Genomic DNA, 18,762 nt, shown 5'->3' on the forward strand with positions numbered 1-18,762 from the left:
ACTGCCCGAGATTTTGATGGCTGACTTGCTTGCCGACTATCCGCCTAACGCTGCGGCCTACGATGAACTACTCGATGCTGACGGGCAGGTGCGGCCTCATTGGCGGCGTATTGCTGAGCAATTGCAGCGCAGCACGCCGTTTCAGCTACAGCAACGCCAGGACCTACTGGCCCGGCAAATTCAAGAAAATGGTATTACCTACAATGTTTATGCGGATCCTGAAGGCGCTGACCGACCTTGGGAGTTGGATCTGCTGCCGCATGTCATTGCCGCCGATGAATGGCAGGTAATCGCCAAGGGCGTCGCCCAGCGTGCCAATCTGCTTAATCAGGTGTTGGCCGATATTTACGGCCCGCAAACCTTGCTTGCCGATGGCCTGCTGCCGGCAGAGTTGGTGTTTGGTCATGACAATTTTCTCTGGCCCTGCCAAGGCATCGAGGTGCCTGACGCCACCTATTTGCACATTTACGCAGTGGATCTGGCGCGCGCTCCGGATGGTCGTTGGTGGGTTACCGCCGATAGAACCCAAGCGCCGTCGGGGGCTGGCTATGCGTTGGAAAATCGGCAGATCGTATCGCGCGCGTTCCCGGACCTGTTCCGCGATATGCGTGTGCAATACCTCGCAGGCTTTTTCCGCACCTTGCAGGAAACCATCGCCCGCCAAGCCCCTGCTGATGGGGAAACGCCTTTGGTTGTAGTGCTCACCGCGGGGCGCCTGAATGAAAGCTACTTCGAACACCTTTATCTAGCCCGGCAACTGGGTTATCCCTTGGTTGAAGGCACGGACTTAACCGTACGCGATGCCACGGTATACCTGAAAACCTTGGCGGGATTGCGTCGGGTTCATGCAATTTTACGCCGTCTGGATGATGATTTTTGTGATCCGCTGGAGTTGCGCATCGACTCGGCGCTCGGTGTGCCGGGGTTGCTCGACGCGGTGCGCCAGGGACGAGTGCTGGTAACCAACGCATTAGGCAGTGGTGTTCTTGAGTCACCCGGGTTCTCCGGTTTTCTGCCGGCTATCAGTGAAAAACTACTGGGTGAGCCTTTGCTGCTGCCGAGCATCGCCAGTTGGTGGTGCGGTGAGCCTCCAGTATTGGACGAGGCGTTGGCAAAACTCCCGGAGCTATTGATTCGGCCGAGCTTTCCTTCGCAAAATTTTGCCCCAGTATTTGGCCGCAGCCTCGATGAGGCGCAACGCGAAGTGTTGGCGCAGCGTCTCAAAAGCAGGCCTTACGCCTATGTTGCCCAAGAAATTGCGCAGCTGTCGCAGGCGCCGATTTGGCAGAGTGAACAGCACAGCTTGCAGCCGCGTGCCATTGGCATGCGGGTATTCGCTGTTGCCGGGCCAAAGGGTTATCGCGTGATGCCGGGCGGGCTGACCCGTGTTGCCGGGCAGGCGGATGCCGAAGTTGTATCGATGCAGCGCGGCGGTGCGAGCAAAGACACGTGGGTACTGGGCAGTCGCAGCAGCGAGGGTGAGTCGTGGCAAGGCGCTCGGCCTTTAGGTGTTGCCGATCTGGTGCGCAGTGACCCGTATTTACCATCGAGGGTAGTCGAAAACCTGTTTTGGTTTGGCCGATACAGTTCGCGCAGCGAAAACAATGCACGATTGCTACGCATCATGCTGTCACGCTATGTGGACGATGATGACGACCCGCACGCACTTGATGCTGCGTTGAGCCTGGGTGAACGCTTGGGCTTACTGCCTGATGCAGAGGACGCAGAAACCCTGGAGCAGCGGCTTGAACAAGCCTTGCTTGGCGATGACTGGCCAGCCAGCTTGCGGACCAACCTACAGCGTTTGATCTGGACCGCTGGCAGCGTGCGCGGCAAGCTTTCGCAGGCCAACTGGCAGGCTTTGCTGGCGTTACAGATCGAGGCGCAAGAGCTTGAGGTTCAGCAGGCTGACTTTGGCGAGGCGCTGGACTTTCTCAATGGCTTGGTTATGTCGCTGGCTGCGCTTTCAGGCTTTGCTCTGGACGATATGACCCGTGATGATGGCTGGCGCTTTCTGATGATCGGGCGCTGCATCGAGCGCCTGCAATTTATGAGCGAAAGTATCGCCAGCTTTATTCGCAGCCCAATGGCCGATGATCAATCTGCGTTGGAGTGGTTACTTGAGTTGGGTAACAGCAGTATCACTTACCGTACCCGGTATCTGGCAACCGCCCAGCTGATCCCGGTGCTGGACCTGCTATTGCTGGATGATCAAAACCCGCACGCGGTGTTGTTTCAATTGCGTACCTTGGTAAGTTCGCAGGCAGGATTGGTCGAACGCTTCGACCTGCCTGCCTCGTCGCGACTGGCCAGCTTGGAGCGTCAGCTCAGCGGTTTTAGTCTGGCTACACTGGAGAATTCTTTGTTTGGTCCGACCAGTGTGCGCGCAGTGTTAAATGGGTTGGCGCAGTTGCTGGAAACCATCGCTCAAGCCAGCGCTGAAACCTCTGATCAACTGGCGCTGCGCTTCTTCGTACACGTAGATGCCAGCCAGCGGACGCAGTCGTCATGAGTGATGAGCAGGTGCACAGCAATAAGACTGAGGTCGCGCTTGCCCGCTACCAGATCATTCATGACACACTTTACAGCTATTCGTCTGCCGTCTCCCTTGCGCAACAGTTGGCGCATCTGGTGCCCCGCGATTGTGCCTGGCAGGTCAAGCATCAGTGCCAGCTTGAGGTCAGCCCCAAGCCCTGTATGCGCCATGACGGCCTGGATGTGTTTGGCAATCCATTGACCCGCCTGGTCTTCGAGCGACCCCACGATTCGCTAAAAGTCAGTGCCCAGATGCGTTTGGATGTGCTGGCGCGCCCTGGAATTGTCCTGAAAGATTCGCCCGCGTGGGAAGAAGCATGCGCCGCTCTGCTGTATAGCGGCAAGCAGATGGCTGCCGATTTACTTGATGCCTGTCGGTTCCGCTTCCAGTCACCCTACGTTCAGCTCAAACACAATTTTGCCACTTATTCGGCAGATTGCTTTGTGCCTGGCCGACCGCTGCTGCTGGCTGCTCAGGCATTAATGAACAAGATCTTTACCGAGTTCACCTTTGACGCAGTAGCCACGCAGGTGGCAACACCGCTGCTGCAGGTACTAGAGGAACGACGCGGCGTTTGTCAGGATTTTGCCCACTTGATGCTAGCCTGTTTGCGTTCGCAAGGTGTAGCAGCGCGTTACGTAAGTGGTTATTTGCTGACCCAGCCACCACCAGGGCAGCCACGGTTAATCGGGGCCGATGCTTCCCATGCCTGGGTCTCGGTGTATTGCCCAACGCAAGGCTGGGTAGACTTCGATCCAACCAATAATATCCGTCCGGCGCTTGAGCACATCACCCTGGCCTGGGGCCGCGATTTTGCCGATGTGTCACCCCTGCATGGCGTCATTCTTGGCGGTGGCGGCCATGATCCGGATGTACAGGTGACAGTGCTACCGCTCACCGAGGACGGCGCCATTGCTCAGGCTTAATCGCTAATTTCCGGCAGATATTTTTCTACGTGCTAGCTTTTTTAGGGATAGCAGTACCTATCTCTTATCGGAGCAAGACCATGGACGATACAACCATCGTAAATGTGGGCACGGAAAAAATGAACGCGCTGTACAACTTGGTTACCCAGTACGGCGCCGCGTTCGCCATAAAGATTCTTTCAGCCGTTGCCTTCTGGGTGATTGGCCGTTGGCTGATTGGCTTTGCAGTGGGCTTGGTGCAAAAAGGCTTGGGCCGCCAACATGTCGATCCGACAGTGCTGCGCTATGTTGGTAACTTCATCACCGTAACCCTGAATATTTTGTTGGTCATCGGCATTCTCGGCTACTTCGGCGTGCAGACCACCACCTTTGCAGCGCTGATCGCGGCAATCGGTTTGGCGATTGGTATGGCCTGGTCAGGCTTGCTGGCGAACCTTGCTGCAGGCGGCTTCATCATTATTTTGCGGCCCTTTAAGGTCGGCGACTTTATCTGTGCTGGCGGGGTAACAGGGACGGTCACTGAGATTGGTTTGTTCGTGACGGCCATTAACACCCCTGACAATGTGCTAACGCTGGTGGGTAACAACAAGATCTTCAGCGACAACATTCAGAACTTTTCCCATAACGCCTTTCGCCGCGTCGACCTCAAGGCCCAGCTCTCCGGCGCCGCAGACTACAAAGCGGCGGCTGCTTTGCTTAAGGAGCGCATCGCAGGTATCGACAATGTGCTGGCCGAGCCGGGTGTCGAGGTTGAGATTCTTGAGTTCAATCTGGTCGGTCCGGTAATGGCAGTGCGGCCGTATTCCCATACCGATAACTATTGGCAGGTCTACTTCGACACCAACAAGATGATCAAGGATGCCTTGGGCGAGGCGGGATTCCCGGCGCCAATGCCTGCACAGACGGTGATTATGCAGCAAGCCAGCTGAGTGAGTTTAGGCAAGCTGCGTGTTGTCGCGCGGATAAGTGATTTTTGGGTTGAAATCGGGTGGGCACACTTGGCGTTGCCCACCCAAATAAACACCTTTCATTAGCCTTTGATGGATTTCCACAGTTTACTCACCAGCGTGACAACGGCGAGCGCGATTGCGCCTAGAATTATCCCCACCACGCCATTGAGCAGCACAGGCACCACACTGCCCATCAGCTCAATCCCGGAACTGGCTGCCAGATGCTCTGACGTTTGCTCTACCCAGTGGTGAATGACTGGAACGCCGTGGGTAAGGATGCCACCACCGACCAGGAACATTGCGATGGTGCCGATAATCGACAGGCTTTTCATCAGGTAAGGCGCGGCAACCAGGATTCCGTGGCCAAAACTGCGCATAGCGCGGGTGAACAAGCTTTCACCTTCAAGCTTGGTCAGATAGAGCCCGGCATCATCAAGCTTGACGATACCGGCGACAAGGCCGTAAACGCCAAGCGTCATTACCAAGGCAATGCCTGAAACGACGATAATTTGTTGCGTCAGCGGCGCGCCCGCAACCGTGCCCAGGGTGATCGCAATAATTTCAGCGGAAAGGATAAAGTCGGTGCGAATAGCCCCGCCAATCTTTTGCTTCTCGAAGGCCTTGATCTGTTCTGGCGATTTACTCGCGGCTTCAATCAGCTCAGCTTTCTCTTGTTTGTCGTCTTCCTTGGGGTGGAGAAATTTGTGGGCAATTTTTTCGAAACCCTCAAAGCACAGATAGGTCCCGCCGAGCATCAGTATCGGGGTCACCGCCCAGGGTGCTATTGCGCTGATAACCAACGCTGCTGGCACTAGAATCAATTTATTGCGCAGGGATCCTTTGGTAACTGCCCACACCACCGGAAGCTCGCGGTCTGCACGTACGCCAGTAACTTGCTGGGCGTTGAGCGCCAGATCATCGCCCAAGACCCCTGCGGTTTTCTTGGCGGCGACTTTGGTCATCAAGGACACATCGTCGAGCACCGTTGCAATGTCATCGAGAAGGGTCAAAAGGCTGCTAGCTGCCATGCAATGGATTCCTTTAGTTTGTGTAGCCCAAGTATCTGGACATTACCTTAGCTCAGCAAGGGGCAGGGTATAAGCCTTCAAGGGCAGTGGGGGTACATCCGCTTGTTGATTCAGTTATGGGGCAATTGCTGGCTGGATACAACTAACTGCTGCCACGACGGAGTCAGTGCAGGCTTTGAGCGTGGTTTAGCTATCACCATGCCCTGTCCGTTGCTTAGCGAGCTTAACGAGCTATTTAGTCACTACTCACCCAATGTCTGCTTCATGCTTTTGGTTAGGGCTTTCAGGCTCGGCATCAGCACTTCTGGTGGCGGGGTCAGGCCGGTTAGGTCGTCAGTGCCTTGTTTAAAGGTCTTGGCCTGCACAGCAATGAGTGGTGTAGTTAGCCCACCCGTTTTTGCCAAGCCAAACCAAGCGCGTTCTTTTTCGGCAGAGCCTGGCTTGGGATCAAGCCGCCAGCCATCCATACCCGCAAGGCGTCTATCGAAATACAGTGGCTCAACGAACTCTGTTTTCTCCCAGTTCTCTCTATCGTAGCCGGGGCGGTAGTCCGTGTTGTAGGTGCCGGAGGTGGCCTTCATATAGGGATCGCCAGGGGAGGCATTGAGAATGGTGAAAATCACGTTGGGCTCACGGGTAAAGCGAAGGCTGTTCTTGATGCTGTACTTGGTTTTTCCATCGTCATGGATAAAACCGTAGGGGAAGCAAAAGCCAGGGCCTTCAGGAACTTGATATAAATCGCGTGGCTCGAAACGGGCGATGAGGTCTTTGATGCGCTGAACTCTATTTTTATCGTTACCTCTGAAATCAAAGAAGTAAACCCGATTGTTACGCCAAAGTAGAACATAATATATGCTTGTTTTTGTTCCGAGAAAATAGGCATCAGGGATATTAAGGCCTATGTCGTGCTCGTAGGTCTGGGTTAGGGGGATTTTTTTTCTTAAGACTTCTCTGTCTTGTTCAATACTCTTTATATATTCATCTGGAATATCTTGGCCTTCGGCCACAGATTTTTTGAGTGAGGCAATCATATCGCTATATGTATCGACTTGCTTTTCAGAGCTTGCTTGGCCGCGCCTGGAAGTTCCTTTTCTGTAATCGACTGCATGACTAAGCATTGAACGCTCAACGATATCGCTGACATATATAACTGGGCCTTCATTATCTCCATAGTTAGCATGATCGCCCGGTGCACCGACTTTCTTACTGAAACCTTGCCCCCCTCCGTCAGTTATTCTGTCGACATAAGCAGCATTGAAGGTAGCCCATTTCATATCCTCCGTTACATCGAAGGTCAATCGACCGATGCACTCTTTTCGGTTCGCATCTGCATGCACAAACTGGGTTGGAAGCAGTAACAAAAGGCTTACGCTCAGGAGTAATTTATTCATGTACGCTGGCCTTTTCCTTTTTGGTCGTTAGCAGTCATTGCAAACGTGTCATTAGGCTCAAAAATTTTCTGTTTTTGATTTTGTGCAAGTATTGACAGGTTTATGCCTGAATCATTGTTCTCACCGCGTGTCCAGTTGGTGGGCAGGGCACATATAAATCCCTGCACACCAATTGGAGGCGAGAAACTTTTAACTGGTGTCAGCGAAGTAGAGCGCCAAAAAGCATCTTCATAAGGCATAGCTTCTTGCAACTCACCACCTTTGCTAAATTCCTCTAGATTCCGATAGGTCCACGTTGGCCATATTGGAGTCGGGAAACCGTTTTCAAAGCCTTCCATTTTCGGAGTGACCTTTGGTTGCAACTGGCTGATATTTTGTGGAATAAAATTGAACGTTCGATTGTAAAAGCTAGTGTTTATATTTGCTTGTTTCTGTATCGCCTGCCAAGCTTCCTTAGCCGCTGGTTGTGCTAAGTACTCAGCCAATTCACTGGCTTGCTGAATGGATGATCGCTTGGTAAGGCTTAACCCGAAGTGTTTTTTCCACAGATCAATACGCAGTTGTTGCACCGCCCTGCTGACGGGTACTGAATTTTTACCATCGAGCTTGGCTTGAACGGGGGTGCTGTCGCGTACGATTACTGCCAGCTCTGAGTCACGGTTACCTTGCAGGCTGCGGTCGTTAATGTTGGCGCTGCCAAGAATTGCAACGCGGTCATCGGCTATCAGCAGTTTACTGTGAATATAAATTTGCTCGGTGACCACTCGGCCGTTCAATGTATCCCAGTTGCGCAGATTGAGCAGTGTGAGGTATTGGCTCCAGTCCTGTTGTTCGAATACAGGGCGGCCTTTGCGGTCTTTCACCTCGATACCCTCAAGAGCTTCAGCTTTTGTACGGCCTCGTTTCATCTGTTCGCGCAACGCCATACGTCTTTGAATACCCTTGACCAAACTGTGTTCACCAAACACCAAGCTTTGCATGGTTAGGCTGACTTGATGCATGATATTCAAGGTGTTCAGGGTGCCTTCGGGGTGTACGGGTAAGACCATATAAACATGAAAAGGCAGCGCTTCATCGATGGCTCGACCGATGCGGTTGACCAGCGACTCACCAATATCATTGAGCAACCCCTCTTGCTGCTTACCCAAGTGCTGGGTGACCCAGCCCATGGCATTGCTGCTGAATATCGCCTTCATATCGACTAGAAAACTCTGTGCGCGTGCACTTGGGTCTTGGGCGATTGAGTTAATTTCTTGCCAATTAAGCTGCCAGATATCCTCGGCTTCAAGGGCCTCGCGCAGGCGGACGCGGGCGACTAAGTCCTGCGGCAAAGTTTTTGGGTCGCGCAGGCTGGCCATTGGACCAGATAGGGGCATCAATGGATTGATTTCTTGCTGTTGGCCAAACGCGCTTTGAAAAAACTGATTCTCAATGTAGATAAATTGTTGAGCGCTGGAGATGGCTTGTTGCATGGCGCTTTTGCAGTTGGCTTGCATGCCGCCGGTATCAATGCCGGGCGGTAATGGCAGGCTAACTCCGGATTTGCTTCGGCCCAGTTGCTCTTGCTGGGTCATACGTGCGGATGCACTGCGCAGCACTTGCACACTAACACCGGCAGGCTTAGTGGCTGGCGGTTGTGGCAGTTGTGCGGGGGCATTGATCCAAACAGGCTCCGGCTTGCTAAATTTAAAATCTAATAAGTTTTCGGCGTTGAGGTGATGTTCGAGGCTTGCGCTTTTGATCAAACGGTTTAGCCAGACCATGATTGTTTCGAGCGCTTGGCTGACAAACTTCGTGTCCTGAACGGATGGGGTGTCTGCGATGTAGGCTTGCTGTCCATTCCAGCGGTCAATAAAGTTGCGGGAAAGGTCATACACCGATGGCCCTTCTATTCGGCTGTGGACATCTTGCCAGGGCATCCTCGGCTGGTCGGTGTCGAGGGTGGTGTTGGTTGGAGATGCCAATGGTTGAGCGTCGGTATTAAGGTATGGGTAGGGTTGCTGATTTTCCCATGTTTGATTCTGCAGCATCCCATACAAGAACCATAGTACGGAACTGGCCAACTCATTAGCGCCGCTCAAGGAGTTCGCAGGCAGATCTTCATAGGTACCCTTGCTTATAATTTTTAGAACCTGACCGAGTTCTGTGGTGCTCATCCATTCGTTAATAAGCACACTGCTTTTAATCCGCAATGATTCGGTGATGTTGCTCCCTGCGAGCTCTAATTCATTAAGCCAACTTGTGAGCCTTCGCTGGAATGACTGCTCCAATTCCTGAGTATGAAGATTGTCACGAATGAGCTGTGCAACCGCTTTACAGGTTTTCTCCAAAAGCTCACGTTTGGTTTGCTGAATTGAAGTGGAGACTTGATCTATGCCTTGGCGGGCACTTTCTAACGCTCGGCCAATGTCTTGCACCCAGCTCAGCGCAGGGCTTTCCATGAAATTTGAGAAATAATTAGCACCATTGAGCATACTCGCTCGGCTGACGGGGATCGGTATTTTGAGGCTCAGGTTGCTATCAACTAGACGGACTGCGTCAGGTATCAATTCCACAGTTGCGACGGGCTTAGAAAGGTCAAATAACGTGGCAAACATCAGGCCATTAGCACTGACATGGTCTTGGAGTTTCATCCAGCCCAGTTTTGGCAGGCCGGGGTTGTAGGCGTCATTGCCTTTGCGGTCGCTGGCATCAAGGCTGAAGTTGTTGTCGTCTCTGCGGCCGTACGCAAGGTCAATACCACCGACATAGCCTATCTTATTGTCGATGACGACTGACTTTTGGTGATGCGAGAAGGCAACGCCTAACCCTTTCATATCGCTTTGTTGAATAGCAGGCGTACAAAAAGCTCGCGGTCCGCCCGTTAAACCGGCATTCAACTGAAAAATCGCCAGCATGGTTTCAAAATCATAGGTGCCCATAGCGGCACTAGGGCTAAGCCAAGGCATTACATAGACTTTAAGCGTCGGTGCCCGCTTGAGCGCTTGATATAGGCACTGCCAAAGGCTGCGTTTGCCATCAAGTTGTATGTCGTAGTTGACCTGCCAACCGGTGATAAAAATCGATTGGCTGGCGTGGTCAATTGCACTGGCGAGGTTGATGAAATAGTCCTCGCCAGTGGTGAAAAACTTAACTTCATTACCCGTGCGCTTAGGCGCAAAGAGCCCTTGTCCTTTGAGGAAACAGTCAGGCGCCGAGTAAGCGACACGCGCTTGGCCATCTTGAGTATTAATCTGGCTGAGCTCTTTTGCTCGAACGCCATTGTAAGCAGGGTTGTTCGCCATGATTAATCAGCCTTTGGATTGCAGGTGGGAATAGAAGTCAGTCGTACAGGCTGTGTCCTGCTTACTGCGCTCTTGGTCCAGTAATGATGCCGCCCCTCGATTTGGCGACACGCAGTCGTTGAAATCCAACGCGCTCAGGGCGTGGTGCTCGCTGTCCCATTGAGGCTGTTCCAGAAACAAACGCAGGCTTACTTGCTGGCCGGGATAGGCAAGAAAGAGGTTCTGCGGAGCCGTTACATAGGCTTTAGATAGTGTGGTTTGCTGATCAGCATCCAGCACTATTTGCCCCTTATCATTGGTTTCGCCTTGGAGCAAAGCCTGCTCTTGCCCCGTTTGCACAATGCGCCAAGGTGTAAACGCTAATGGGAAACCGTCTTCGCCGGGCACATCGCGCAGTTCAATGTTGAATACATAATCGCGAGGTTCAACCAGGTTGCGCGGCTGGGCCTCACCCGGGTTGATGCTTTTCAACAGTTTTCCAGCTTTATCCATATCCGCCGGTAAAGGGATCGCAGGCAGCAATGCCGCTATTCCTGTTCCCTTACCCGGAGAGCCGCCAGCGTTGTAGCGAATGATTGGGCCGACCATGCTGATGCCGTCGGAGTGGAGTTTGATAAAGCTGCCGCCCGCTTGCAGGGTGAGTTCTACGCCAGCCTCAATGACTATTTTTTGCCCGGCCTTGAGGTGAATTTCGCGGCCAGCCTTGGTTAGCTGAGCGGTGCCTAACTGGGTGTGTTGGCTAACGCCGATGTTGAGGTGGTCATTGGCTTTGGTTTCGACTTTGCGCTCGCCGTGGATGGTGATGTGTTCTTCGGCTTTGAATTCAGTGAAGCTGTTGGCTTCGACTGTGTCATGGCGTTCACTGCCGATATGAATTTTCTGGTCGTGCTCGATGTTCTCATCCAGGTTGCGCTGAGCATGGACAAAAATTTGTTCTTCGCCCTTTTTGTCCTCCATGCGCAGTTCGTTGTAGCCTGCACCGCCTGGTGAACTCAGGGTTTTAAAGGTGCTACGGGTTTTGTTAGCGGGAAGGGCGTAGGGCACGGTGTTTTCTTTGTGATACAGGCACCCGGTGACGACGGGTTGATCAGGGTCCGCTTCAAGAAAACTCACCAAGACTTCCATGCCGACACGTGGAATAGCGATACCGCCATACAGGTCGCCCGCCCAGTTTGAGGCGACGCGCAGCCAGCAACTGGATTTGTCATTGCCACGGCCTTCACGGTCCCAATGGAACTGGACCTTAATGCGCCCGTAGATGTCGCAGTGGATTTCCTCTCCGGCAGGGCCGGTCACCACCGCCGTTTGGCTGCCAAGCACCTGTGGCTTGGGATGCTCTAGCGCTGGGCGATAAGGCGTATCCCAAGGGGTCGTAATAAAAGTATTGCGATAACCCTGCTGGAAATCATTGGTGTCTCCCACGTCATGGGTCATCGACTCTTCGAGTACTTGCGGTTGTTTGCCTTCATGGCGAATCTGCACAATCAGCCAAAGGTCATTCCATTCGCTGCGCGGGTGATCTGAAATCTCTAAAAAATGCCCGCTGTTCAATGCCGGTTGGTCGCTGTTACCTTCGGCCAGACGGTAGTCACTGCGGTGACGTTCAAGCACGCGCTGGCTAAGGTGTTTACCGCGCTCGCGCTCGCTGAAGTGGCCGGGGTAGCGGTAGTCTTCCAGATCGGGCAGGGCCTTGGCATCGTCTTCTTGAGGCTGTTTGTACGCTGACTCAAGTTGCAGGCGTGGGGTCTCAAAGTTGTAGTCGCGTTGGGTGACGCGGCTACTGCGGGTCTGCTGACGCAGGGCAAAGCGGCGGATCGCGGGTTCATTGGCGACCATGCCGCTGCCCGGCAGATAAACGGTGGGCTGGCCGAGTTTTGGGAAGACGGTTTGGTCATCGCCAAATACCAGCACATGAGCATCCGGGCTGTGCTGAAAGTGGTAATGAATACCTTCTTCCTCGCACAGTCGCTGAATAAAGTGCAGATCGGTTTCATCGTACTGCACGCAGTATTCGCGGGGTGGGTAGACCGTTGGTCCGAGCTGGAACTGATAGCTGTTGCTGAGGATGCCGTGCTCTTCAAGCACCAAGCTGATGATCTGTGGCACGTTCAGTGCCTGATAAATCCGCTGGTTGGTGCGCAAGGCCAGGTAGCTTAACTGCGGCACGATTGTCAGCTTATAACGGGTCAGGCGTTTACCTGATTCACCTTGGGCGAAGCTGTCGATCATGCCGTGAATGCCTGCCCCTTGTGGGGTGAAGGCTAAGAATGCCGGCTTGCCGAGTAAACTTTCGAGGTCGAGATCAGGCTTTTCGCTGACCAGCTCGACTTGAAATACATAGGGCTGACTAATGCGCTCAACGCCCGAGAAGCTGAGTACCTGCAAGTCGTGCGGCTGGTCTTTGATGTTCAGGCTGAAATGGGTTTCATTGGCCGGATTGAACATAGCGGTTTCCTTGTGCAGTAGTCATCCTTGGGTACCTTTTGACGCGCGGTGGTTAAACCAGCCTGATCGTCGACTTGGCTCGGGCGTTTGGAAGGCTTGAAGTAATTCATCGCAGTTTTGGCTGCGCTGTTGCGGTTCAAAGGCAATGGCTTGGAGTAACGCGTCCCAGCAGCGAGCAGGGATTTTTTCAGGGCGTTGCAGTTGCTGATCAAGCTTAATATTCATCGCTTGGCGAGCACTGAGGCGTTGAAAGGGATGCTGACCACTGCTCAGCTCTAACAGCACGCAGGCCAGTGCGTAGATATCCGCTAAAGGGGTTAGGGGCTCGCCATTGATCAATTCCAGTGCGGCGTAGCGCGGAGTCCAAGCATTAAAGCGCTGGCGAGATAAGCGCGGGAGCCCCGTTAGTACGCCTTCAACAGGTTGGCCGAGGCCGTAGTCAAATAGGCGTAAACCATCATCGGCGAGCAATACATTACTTGGCTTTATATCGCCATGAACCACCCCCTGAGCATGGGAGTATTGCAGTGCTTGAATCAGGGGGATTGCAATGTCGCGCAACTCATTCCATGACAAACCATGAGGGTTGTCGCAAAGCAGTTGATCAAGTGTCAAACCATTTAGTAGCTCAAGGGTGATAAACGCCCGCTTGCTTGCCATATCCACATCAAAACTAAACGTGCGTACCACATGCCTGTGCTGCAGACGAGATGTGAGCGCAAACTCACTGAATAACAATGCATTGGCATCGGGGTATTCGGCGAAGTCATCGGTCAGTGTTTTCAGTGCGACATAAGGATAGGGGTCAGCAAATTGCTCGCGCAGCAAGTCGCGCGCGCGGTAAACCGCGCCCATGCCGCCGACGCCCAGCAAGCGTTCTAGCTTATAGCGGCTGGCATATATCTCCGCCATTCCACTCAAGCCTTCAGTGGCTCGCTCGGGTGCAGATTGAGTGGCACTTTCGGCAAAGGCTAAATAAGTCAGGTCGTTGGATTCATCATCGACCAACGCTGACTTGCCGGCTGCGCTTGGACTAGTCATTGTTATTCCTCACTGGCGCACCAAGACGGCGCTGAGGTTGTCACGTGCGGGTCCATCAAGCACTTGATCAAACATGCGTGAGATAGCCAACTGCGGCGATGACAGGTTGAGCTGAGCGCTGATCGTATCGGCGCTGAGGCTTTGGTATAAACCGTCACTGCAGAGGAGAAATGCATCATTGGGAAATACATCCAGCTCAATCGTCTCGAGTTGCAGGTCTTCGTACGCACCAATGGCGCGAGTCAACGCGTGCGAGCCCGGATGAAACTTGGCCTGTTCAGCGGTAAGCTTTTTCTCGTCTATCAACTGCTGCGCGAGTGAGTGGTCACGTGTGAGCTGGTAGAGCCGACTGCCCCGCCATAAATAACAGCGACTGTCGCCCGCCCACACACAGGCCGCACGTTCCCCGTCAATTATCAGCGCGACCACTGTGCTGCCGATAACGGTATCAGGGCGCGCTACGGTGACGGTCAGCTCTTGCCCGAGGCGTCGGTTTAAGTCATGCAGGCATTTGCGCACATGCTTAAGGCGTTCCTCCAGTTCGCATTCATGGGGCAGCTCAGCAAGTTGCTCGACAATCAAGCGGCTGGCAAGTGCGCCGTTCTGATGCCCACCCATGCCGTCGGCAACCACCCACAAGCCGCGTTCTGGCATAGCCAGAAACGCGTCTTCATTGCGTGCACGCACTTTGCCGGTTTCGGTCCGGGCGACACTTCGCCATTGGCTAACTACGCTTTGCATTAGAGCGCAGCCGGCAGTCTGAAACTGCGCAACATACTGATATCGAATGGGTTGGGCGCACGCTGGCTATGGAGCAAATAGTTAGCGTGCAGACCGCCCAAGTCGGCCTTGAGCAACAGCACATCGCGACCGCTGTGGTAGTCGACGCTCATCAAATCAAGCAGGCGGAACAGCGACCATGGACCATTGTTTTTTTCGATTCCGACACGGCGACCATCAAGCTCCTCAAGAATTAAGCTGGTGCGGCCTTCGTTTGCCTGTGCCGGCCAACTGAATGAGGTTTGCACGATTGGCCCGTGACGGTACTCAAGGTTTTCATCTCCAAAGCGGAAGTCGGCGCGGGCCAAGCTTGAGTCCAATGCATAAGGCTCCAATGTGAACAATACCTGTGGCTCATTTGGATTCTCGGCAAAAAAACTGCGGCGAATAACTTGAGCGTTGCCCATCTGCCTCAGAAAGGAGCCGGAAATCGGCATGCCTTGGCCATCAACCCGGCGCAGTTGATACTTGCCCGAGCTGCCACGCACGAAAGGTTTCAGATAGCTGTCGAAGAAGTCTTGAGCAATGCCATCCGCCTTGAAAAACTCGCGGAAGTCAGCGATTGCAACATCACTATCACTGTCGGCGCTGAACGGGTAGCGGTTGCGCAAGGAGGAGCGATAAGCACCATACAGCTCGCTCTTATAGCGTTTGTTCAGATAACCGTAGGCCTCGTTCAGCGTCAGGGTCCAGCTGCCCAAAGCCAGAGGCTGAATCCAACCCTGAACTGGCATTGGCAAGCGTGCAGCCGCAGCTGTGACTTGGTCGATCGCATTTGAGCGTCCACCCATACGGCCCTTAGCCTGCTCAAAAGCAGATTGTTCAGGTGCGCTGGCATTTGCCAGGCTATTGAGCTGTATCTGTAGTTCGCTCAAGGCTTGTTGAGTTGCCGCTAGCTCAGGCCCGGGGCCGCCCTCTTTATCAAGCAGGCGATGCAAGGGTTCAAATTGGCGCTCAAGGGTTTTGCGTGCAGTGGCAGGCAAGCTATCGGCCAACGAGGTTTTGGCTTGTTCGGCTGCGGCAGTGGCCAGCTTGGCGGCTTTACCCAGTTTGCCGTTTAGGCCTTTGACTTTGCCCGCAGCCGCCACACCGTCGGCGACTTCGGCCAGCCCTGCAAAGCGGGTGTTATCTCGAACCTCAACCAGCAGTTTCACCAGCGGCGAATTGGCCGCAGTGAGTGCAGCCAGTTCTTGTGCGCCTTGGGTCGTTGCAATGATCGGTTGTATGGATATCTTCGCCAGCGCTTCGCTCCAATAATTGGCGTAATCGCGGAAGTACAACTGCTCCATGTCGACCAACAAACGACTAAAATCTTTACTGCTTAGCGTGTCGGATTTGTCGTCACCCAGTACCCAGTTATCCTGCAAAATGTTTCGCACAAGATCGCCGCCTTGAGCGACAAACATCTTCTGATAACCCATCTGCGTATAGAAACCGGGAATGGTGTAATCGCTGCCTACAAACAGTGGCGCTTGTGGGCCAAGGTGCTGGCTTAATCGATATTCTTGCAGGCTACTTGCCTGCTCACGAAGCATGCGGTACACCACATTTGCCAAAGATTCGCTGCGCAATACCTGTCGGGCTTGAGCAACTAACTGGCTGTTCAATATGTAAGGCCTGAACGGGCCACTGAGCAAGCGTGCAAAGTGATCATTGAGGCTTTTTTGCGCAGCACTGTTACCCGAGTAACTAACCGACCAATCGGCTGCCATCCAGTCTTGGAGATACTCAGGATCACGGCGTGATTCTAAGTTCAGCATCAGGTAACCGCGCAAGCTGTTCAATAAGCGCTCGCGGTCGTTCATGTTGGCACGGATCTGGGCTTCAAGCTGGTGGGCCACGCGTGGTAGCAGTAGGTCTTCAAGCTCTACCCGATATGCACTTTGTACCACTGGGTCAACGTTCTCACCTTGGTACAAGCCGGTGCGATGGAAGTAAGAGACATCATCTATCGGGGGAAATACCTGGGTTGCTGCGTAACTTTTATCCAGAGCACCGAGAATTCGCAGGGCGTCATCTTGAGGGGTGATTTCGGCGTGTTTTTGCGTAAGGTCTTGGGCAACGCTGCGCACTTGCTCAAGGCGTCCGTAGTTAAACGAGAAGCCATTGGCCCACAGAAAGCCGAATACCCCTAAGCAGGCAATAGCGCAGCCGTACATGATCCGGTGGCCCCAGTCGATACGGCGTACTTCGCGTTTATCCAGTCCTGCTAAGTCTGACTCGGGAAAAATCACGCGGCTTAGCAGTTGATTAATAAAGCGCGTGCGGCCTTTGCGGAAAGTAGGCAACGCACTGTTGATCAAGCCTAGGTTGTCACCAATGCTGGCTGTGCTGTTGTCCAGTTGGCTTTCCAGCTCGGGCGCACTGGTAAAATAAAACCCACGCAGACGACTGGCACGTTGATAACGGTTGCCGCTAAAGGCCAGTTCAATAAATAGGCACAGTCGCTCGCCGACCTGACCAAGTTGGTGTGGGAAATCCAGAATACGGCCGCGGCGCAAGGTATCGCGCTCTTGATGCATGCGCAGAATCACTTGACTGTTGAGTCGGGTCAGTAAGGCTTCAAACTCACGGCGCACTACTGGGGTGTCGCTGCTGTTTTGGTCTTTGCGGAAGCTCGCCCCCAGAACCTGGTCGCTTTCTTCACGTGACAGCTGATCAAAGAACTCATCGAAGCCAAGGATTTTGTCAGCTTTGCTGACCGCCAAGTAAACCGGGACATCAGCTCCTAGGCGCTGATGAATTTCCTGCAAGCGTTGACGGGTCTGCCGTGCCAGTGTTTCCAGAGCCTGCTCTGTTTTGCCTTGCAGATCGTCCAAGGCGATATTGATTAGTACGCCATTGAGTGGACGCGCGCGACGCTTTCGCAGTAAGTCGAGCAGGGTGGTCCACGCGCTGCCGTCGATGTGTGGCTCGGGCTGAGTCAGGTACCGTCCAGCGGTATCAATAAGTACTGCATGCTCAGCAAAGTACCAGTCAGCGTAGCGCGTACCGGATACATTTTTGGTCATGCGTGAGGCGTCGCCACGGTTAAGAGGGAAGTCCAGTCCGGAGAAGTCCAGTAAACTGGTTTTACCGCTGCTTTGTGGGCCTATAACCAAGTACCACGGCAGATCACTGCGCCAGCGCTCACTGCGGCCTTTGTACATGCTTGAGCGCTTGAGGGTGCGCAAGGCATCTTTAAAACGACGACGCAACTCGTGTTGTTCATCGTTGATCTGGCCTTCACGACGTAGGCGCTCTTGCGCTTGTTCGTCATTCTCATCGGCTTTCTTTTGTGCTGTTGCTCGCCAACTGACGAACACCATGGTTAGCCCCCAAACCAAGAACAGAAAGCTAATGGTTAACAGGCGACTGGTTGCAGATGCCCAGAACTTGTAGTCGTTTACCGCGAAGTATGGGCCCGCAAACCAGATAATTAAGGCAACCAACAGGACCAGTAACAGGCTCCAAACCCACGTTTTACGCAAAAATACGGCTGCTTTGCCGAAAAAGCTCTTCATTTTGGATCATCCATGACCGCAGTTTGGGTCGGTAGATTTTGCTGGAATGGCTCAAGCGTGGTGTCGCGCTGTTCGCTCAATACCCAAGCGAAACCGCTATACATAACACCCAGCGAGATAAGCGTGAAAAGTGCAACCATCCACCATGGAACAATGCGGACTAGGCGATTGCGAGCGTCTTTCAGGCCTTCCCAGTGTGGTGATATATCCCGTGGAATATCGCCGCGTAACTGGCGGATTTGTCGGTACAGGCTGTCGCGTACCGCTTCCAACTCAAGCATGCCGCGGGCGAGTACGCGGTACTTGCCTTCAAAACCAAGAGACAGGCACAAATACATCAGCTCCAGCATTGGCAAGTGTTTCACCGGATTGCGGGCAAGGCGCTCAAGTAGCAGGAAGAATTTCTCACCGCCGAAGGTCTCATTATGAAAGCTGCTCAGTAGGCTCATTTTCGACCATTGACTTTCATTGCCCCAGGCCGTGGTTACCACGGCCTCGTCTATTACCGTGCACAACACATAACGTGCGGCCATGACTTGGCTGTTGTCGGCGCCTTCATTGAGCGCGCTATGTTCGAATAAGCGAATCGCACTGCTCAAGCGCTGATGCAGGCTGGAAAGGTCTTCATGCTCGTAGCTATGCTTGAGTCTCACCACTTCAGACAGCAGTGGTGATGCTGCGGCAACCAGTGGATTCAGACTGATGTTGAAACTTTCTGAGGGGCGCAGACGAGCGGCGTAGATCATCCGCTCCTCAAGCTGTTCGATTCTTGGCGCAGCAGCAAAATCAGTTAACGGACTTTGTGCGGGAGCGCCACTCTCGCGGCTCAGAATGACGGTTTTATCACCTTGGCCGTAGTTATCATCCTTGTTGTTCAT

The 18,762-nt window shown here is 53.5% G+C and carries 11 protein-coding genes; 3 read left to right on the plus strand and 8 right to left on the minus strand.

What is annotated here, in order from left to right:
- Positions 1-16 precede the first annotated feature (16 nt).
- From AACY09_RS19495 to AACY09_RS19505, 3 genes are all read left to right on the plus strand, one after another.
- Positions 17-2,512 carry a circularly permuted type 2 ATP-grasp protein gene (locus tag AACY09_RS19495; RefSeq protein ID WP_339490362.1) on the plus strand — a complete coding sequence of 832 codons (2,496 nt, stop codon included), beginning with the start codon at positions 17-19 and terminating at the stop codon, positions 2,510-2,512.
- Complete coding sequence (locus tag AACY09_RS19500; RefSeq protein ID WP_339490363.1) at positions 2,509-3,462, plus strand: transglutaminase family protein; 954 nt, start codon at positions 2,509-2,511, stop codon at positions 3,460-3,462. The genes AACY09_RS19495 and AACY09_RS19500 overlap by 4 nt, the downstream gene beginning before the upstream one ends.
- Positions 3,463-3,542: 80 nt before the next feature.
- Entirely contained in the window at positions 3,543-4,391 is an 849-nt protein-coding gene (locus AACY09_RS19505; protein ID WP_339490364.1) for a mechanosensitive ion channel family protein, read from the plus strand.
- A gap of 101 nt (positions 4,392-4,492) precedes the next feature.
- On the opposite strand, the gene AACY09_RS19510 is transcribed toward AACY09_RS19505, so the two are convergent.
- The 8 genes from AACY09_RS19510 to icmH all read right to left on the minus strand — a co-directional run bounded on the left by AACY09_RS19510 (position 4,493) and on the right by icmH (position 18,762).
- Positions 4,493-5,440, minus strand: a complete 948-nt coding sequence (locus tag AACY09_RS19510) for a DUF808 domain-containing protein (protein ID WP_339490365.1) — start codon at positions 5,438-5,440, stop codon at positions 4,493-4,495.
- Between the two features lie 242 nt (positions 5,441-5,682).
- A complete protein-coding gene (locus AACY09_RS19515) occupies positions 5,683-6,831 on the minus strand; it encodes a T6SS immunity protein Tli4 family protein (RefSeq protein WP_339490367.1) in 1,149 nt (382 codons plus the stop codon).
- Positions 6,828-10,115, minus strand: coding sequence for a phospholipase D-like domain-containing protein (locus AACY09_RS19520; protein ID WP_339490369.1), 3,288 nt, complete (start codon positions 10,113-10,115; stop codon positions 6,828-6,830). Before AACY09_RS19520 ends, AACY09_RS19515 begins: the two co-directional genes overlap by 4 nt.
- A gap of 6 nt (positions 10,116-10,121) precedes the next feature.
- Complete coding sequence (locus AACY09_RS19525) at positions 10,122-12,560, minus strand: type VI secretion system Vgr family protein (RefSeq protein ID WP_339490371.1); 2,439 nt, start codon at positions 12,558-12,560, stop codon at positions 10,122-10,124.
- A 21-nt stretch (positions 12,561-12,581) separates the two neighbouring features.
- Positions 12,582-13,601 (minus strand): serine/threonine-protein kinase, encoded by a 1,020-nt coding sequence (locus AACY09_RS19530; protein WP_339490373.1) that lies wholly within the window; start codon positions 13,599-13,601, stop codon positions 12,582-12,584.
- Between the two features lie 9 nt (positions 13,602-13,610).
- Positions 13,611-14,342, minus strand: coding sequence for a PP2C family protein-serine/threonine phosphatase (locus AACY09_RS19535; protein ID WP_339490374.1), 732 nt, complete (start codon positions 14,340-14,342; stop codon positions 13,611-13,613).
- Complete coding sequence (tssM, locus tag AACY09_RS19540) at positions 14,342-17,884, minus strand: type VI secretion system membrane subunit TssM (RefSeq protein ID WP_339490375.1); 3,543 nt, start codon at positions 17,882-17,884, stop codon at positions 14,342-14,344. Before tssM ends, AACY09_RS19535 begins: the two co-directional genes overlap by 1 nt.
- Positions 17,881-18,762 carry a type IVB secretion system protein IcmH/DotU gene (icmH, locus tag AACY09_RS19545; RefSeq protein WP_339490377.1) on the minus strand — a complete coding sequence of 294 codons (882 nt, stop codon included), beginning with the start codon at positions 18,760-18,762 and terminating at the stop codon, positions 17,881-17,883. The genes tssM and icmH overlap by 4 nt, the downstream gene beginning before the upstream one ends.

Source organism: Pseudomonas sp. EL_65y_Pfl2_R95 (assembly GCF_963971045.1).
In the GTDB taxonomy this organism is placed as follows: Bacteria; Pseudomonadota; Gammaproteobacteria; order Pseudomonadales; family Pseudomonadaceae; genus Aquipseudomonas.

Excerpts from the sequence above, each read along its gene's own strand:
- AACY09_RS19495 (WP_339490362.1), top strand. The coding sequence starts at position 17 with ATGGCTGACTTGCTTGCCGACTATCCGCCTAACGCTGCGGCCTACGAT.
- AACY09_RS19500 (WP_339490363.1), top strand. The coding sequence starts at position 2,509 with ATGAGTGATGAGCAGGTGCACAGCAATAAGACTGAGGTCGCGCTTGCC.
- AACY09_RS19505 (WP_339490364.1), top strand. The coding sequence starts at position 3,543 with ATGGACGATACAACCATCGTAAATGTGGGCACGGAAAAAATGAACGCG.
- AACY09_RS19510 (WP_339490365.1), bottom strand. The coding sequence starts at position 5,440 with ATGGCAGCTAGCAGCCTTTTGACCCTTCTCGATGACATTGCAACGGTG.
- AACY09_RS19515 (WP_339490367.1), bottom strand. The coding sequence starts at position 6,831 with ATGAATAAATTACTCCTGAGCGTAAGCCTTTTGTTACTGCTTCCAACC.
- AACY09_RS19520 (WP_339490369.1), bottom strand. The coding sequence starts at position 10,115 with ATGGCGAACAACCCTGCTTACAATGGCGTTCGAGCAAAAGAGCTCAGC.
- AACY09_RS19525 (WP_339490371.1), bottom strand. The coding sequence starts at position 12,560 with ATGTTCAATCCGGCCAATGAAACCCATTTCAGCCTGAACATCAAAGAC.
- AACY09_RS19530 (WP_339490373.1), bottom strand. The coding sequence starts at position 13,601 with ATGACTAGTCCAAGCGCAGCCGGCAAGTCAGCGTTGGTCGATGATGAA.
- AACY09_RS19535 (WP_339490374.1), bottom strand. The coding sequence starts at position 14,342 with ATGCAAAGCGTAGTTAGCCAATGGCGAAGTGTCGCCCGGACCGAAACC.
- tssM (WP_339490375.1), bottom strand. The coding sequence starts at position 17,884 with ATGAAGAGCTTTTTCGGCAAAGCAGCCGTATTTTTGCGTAAAACGTGG.
- icmH (WP_339490377.1), bottom strand. The coding sequence starts at position 18,762 with ATGAACAACAAGGATGATAACTACGGCCAAGGTGATAAAACCGTCATT.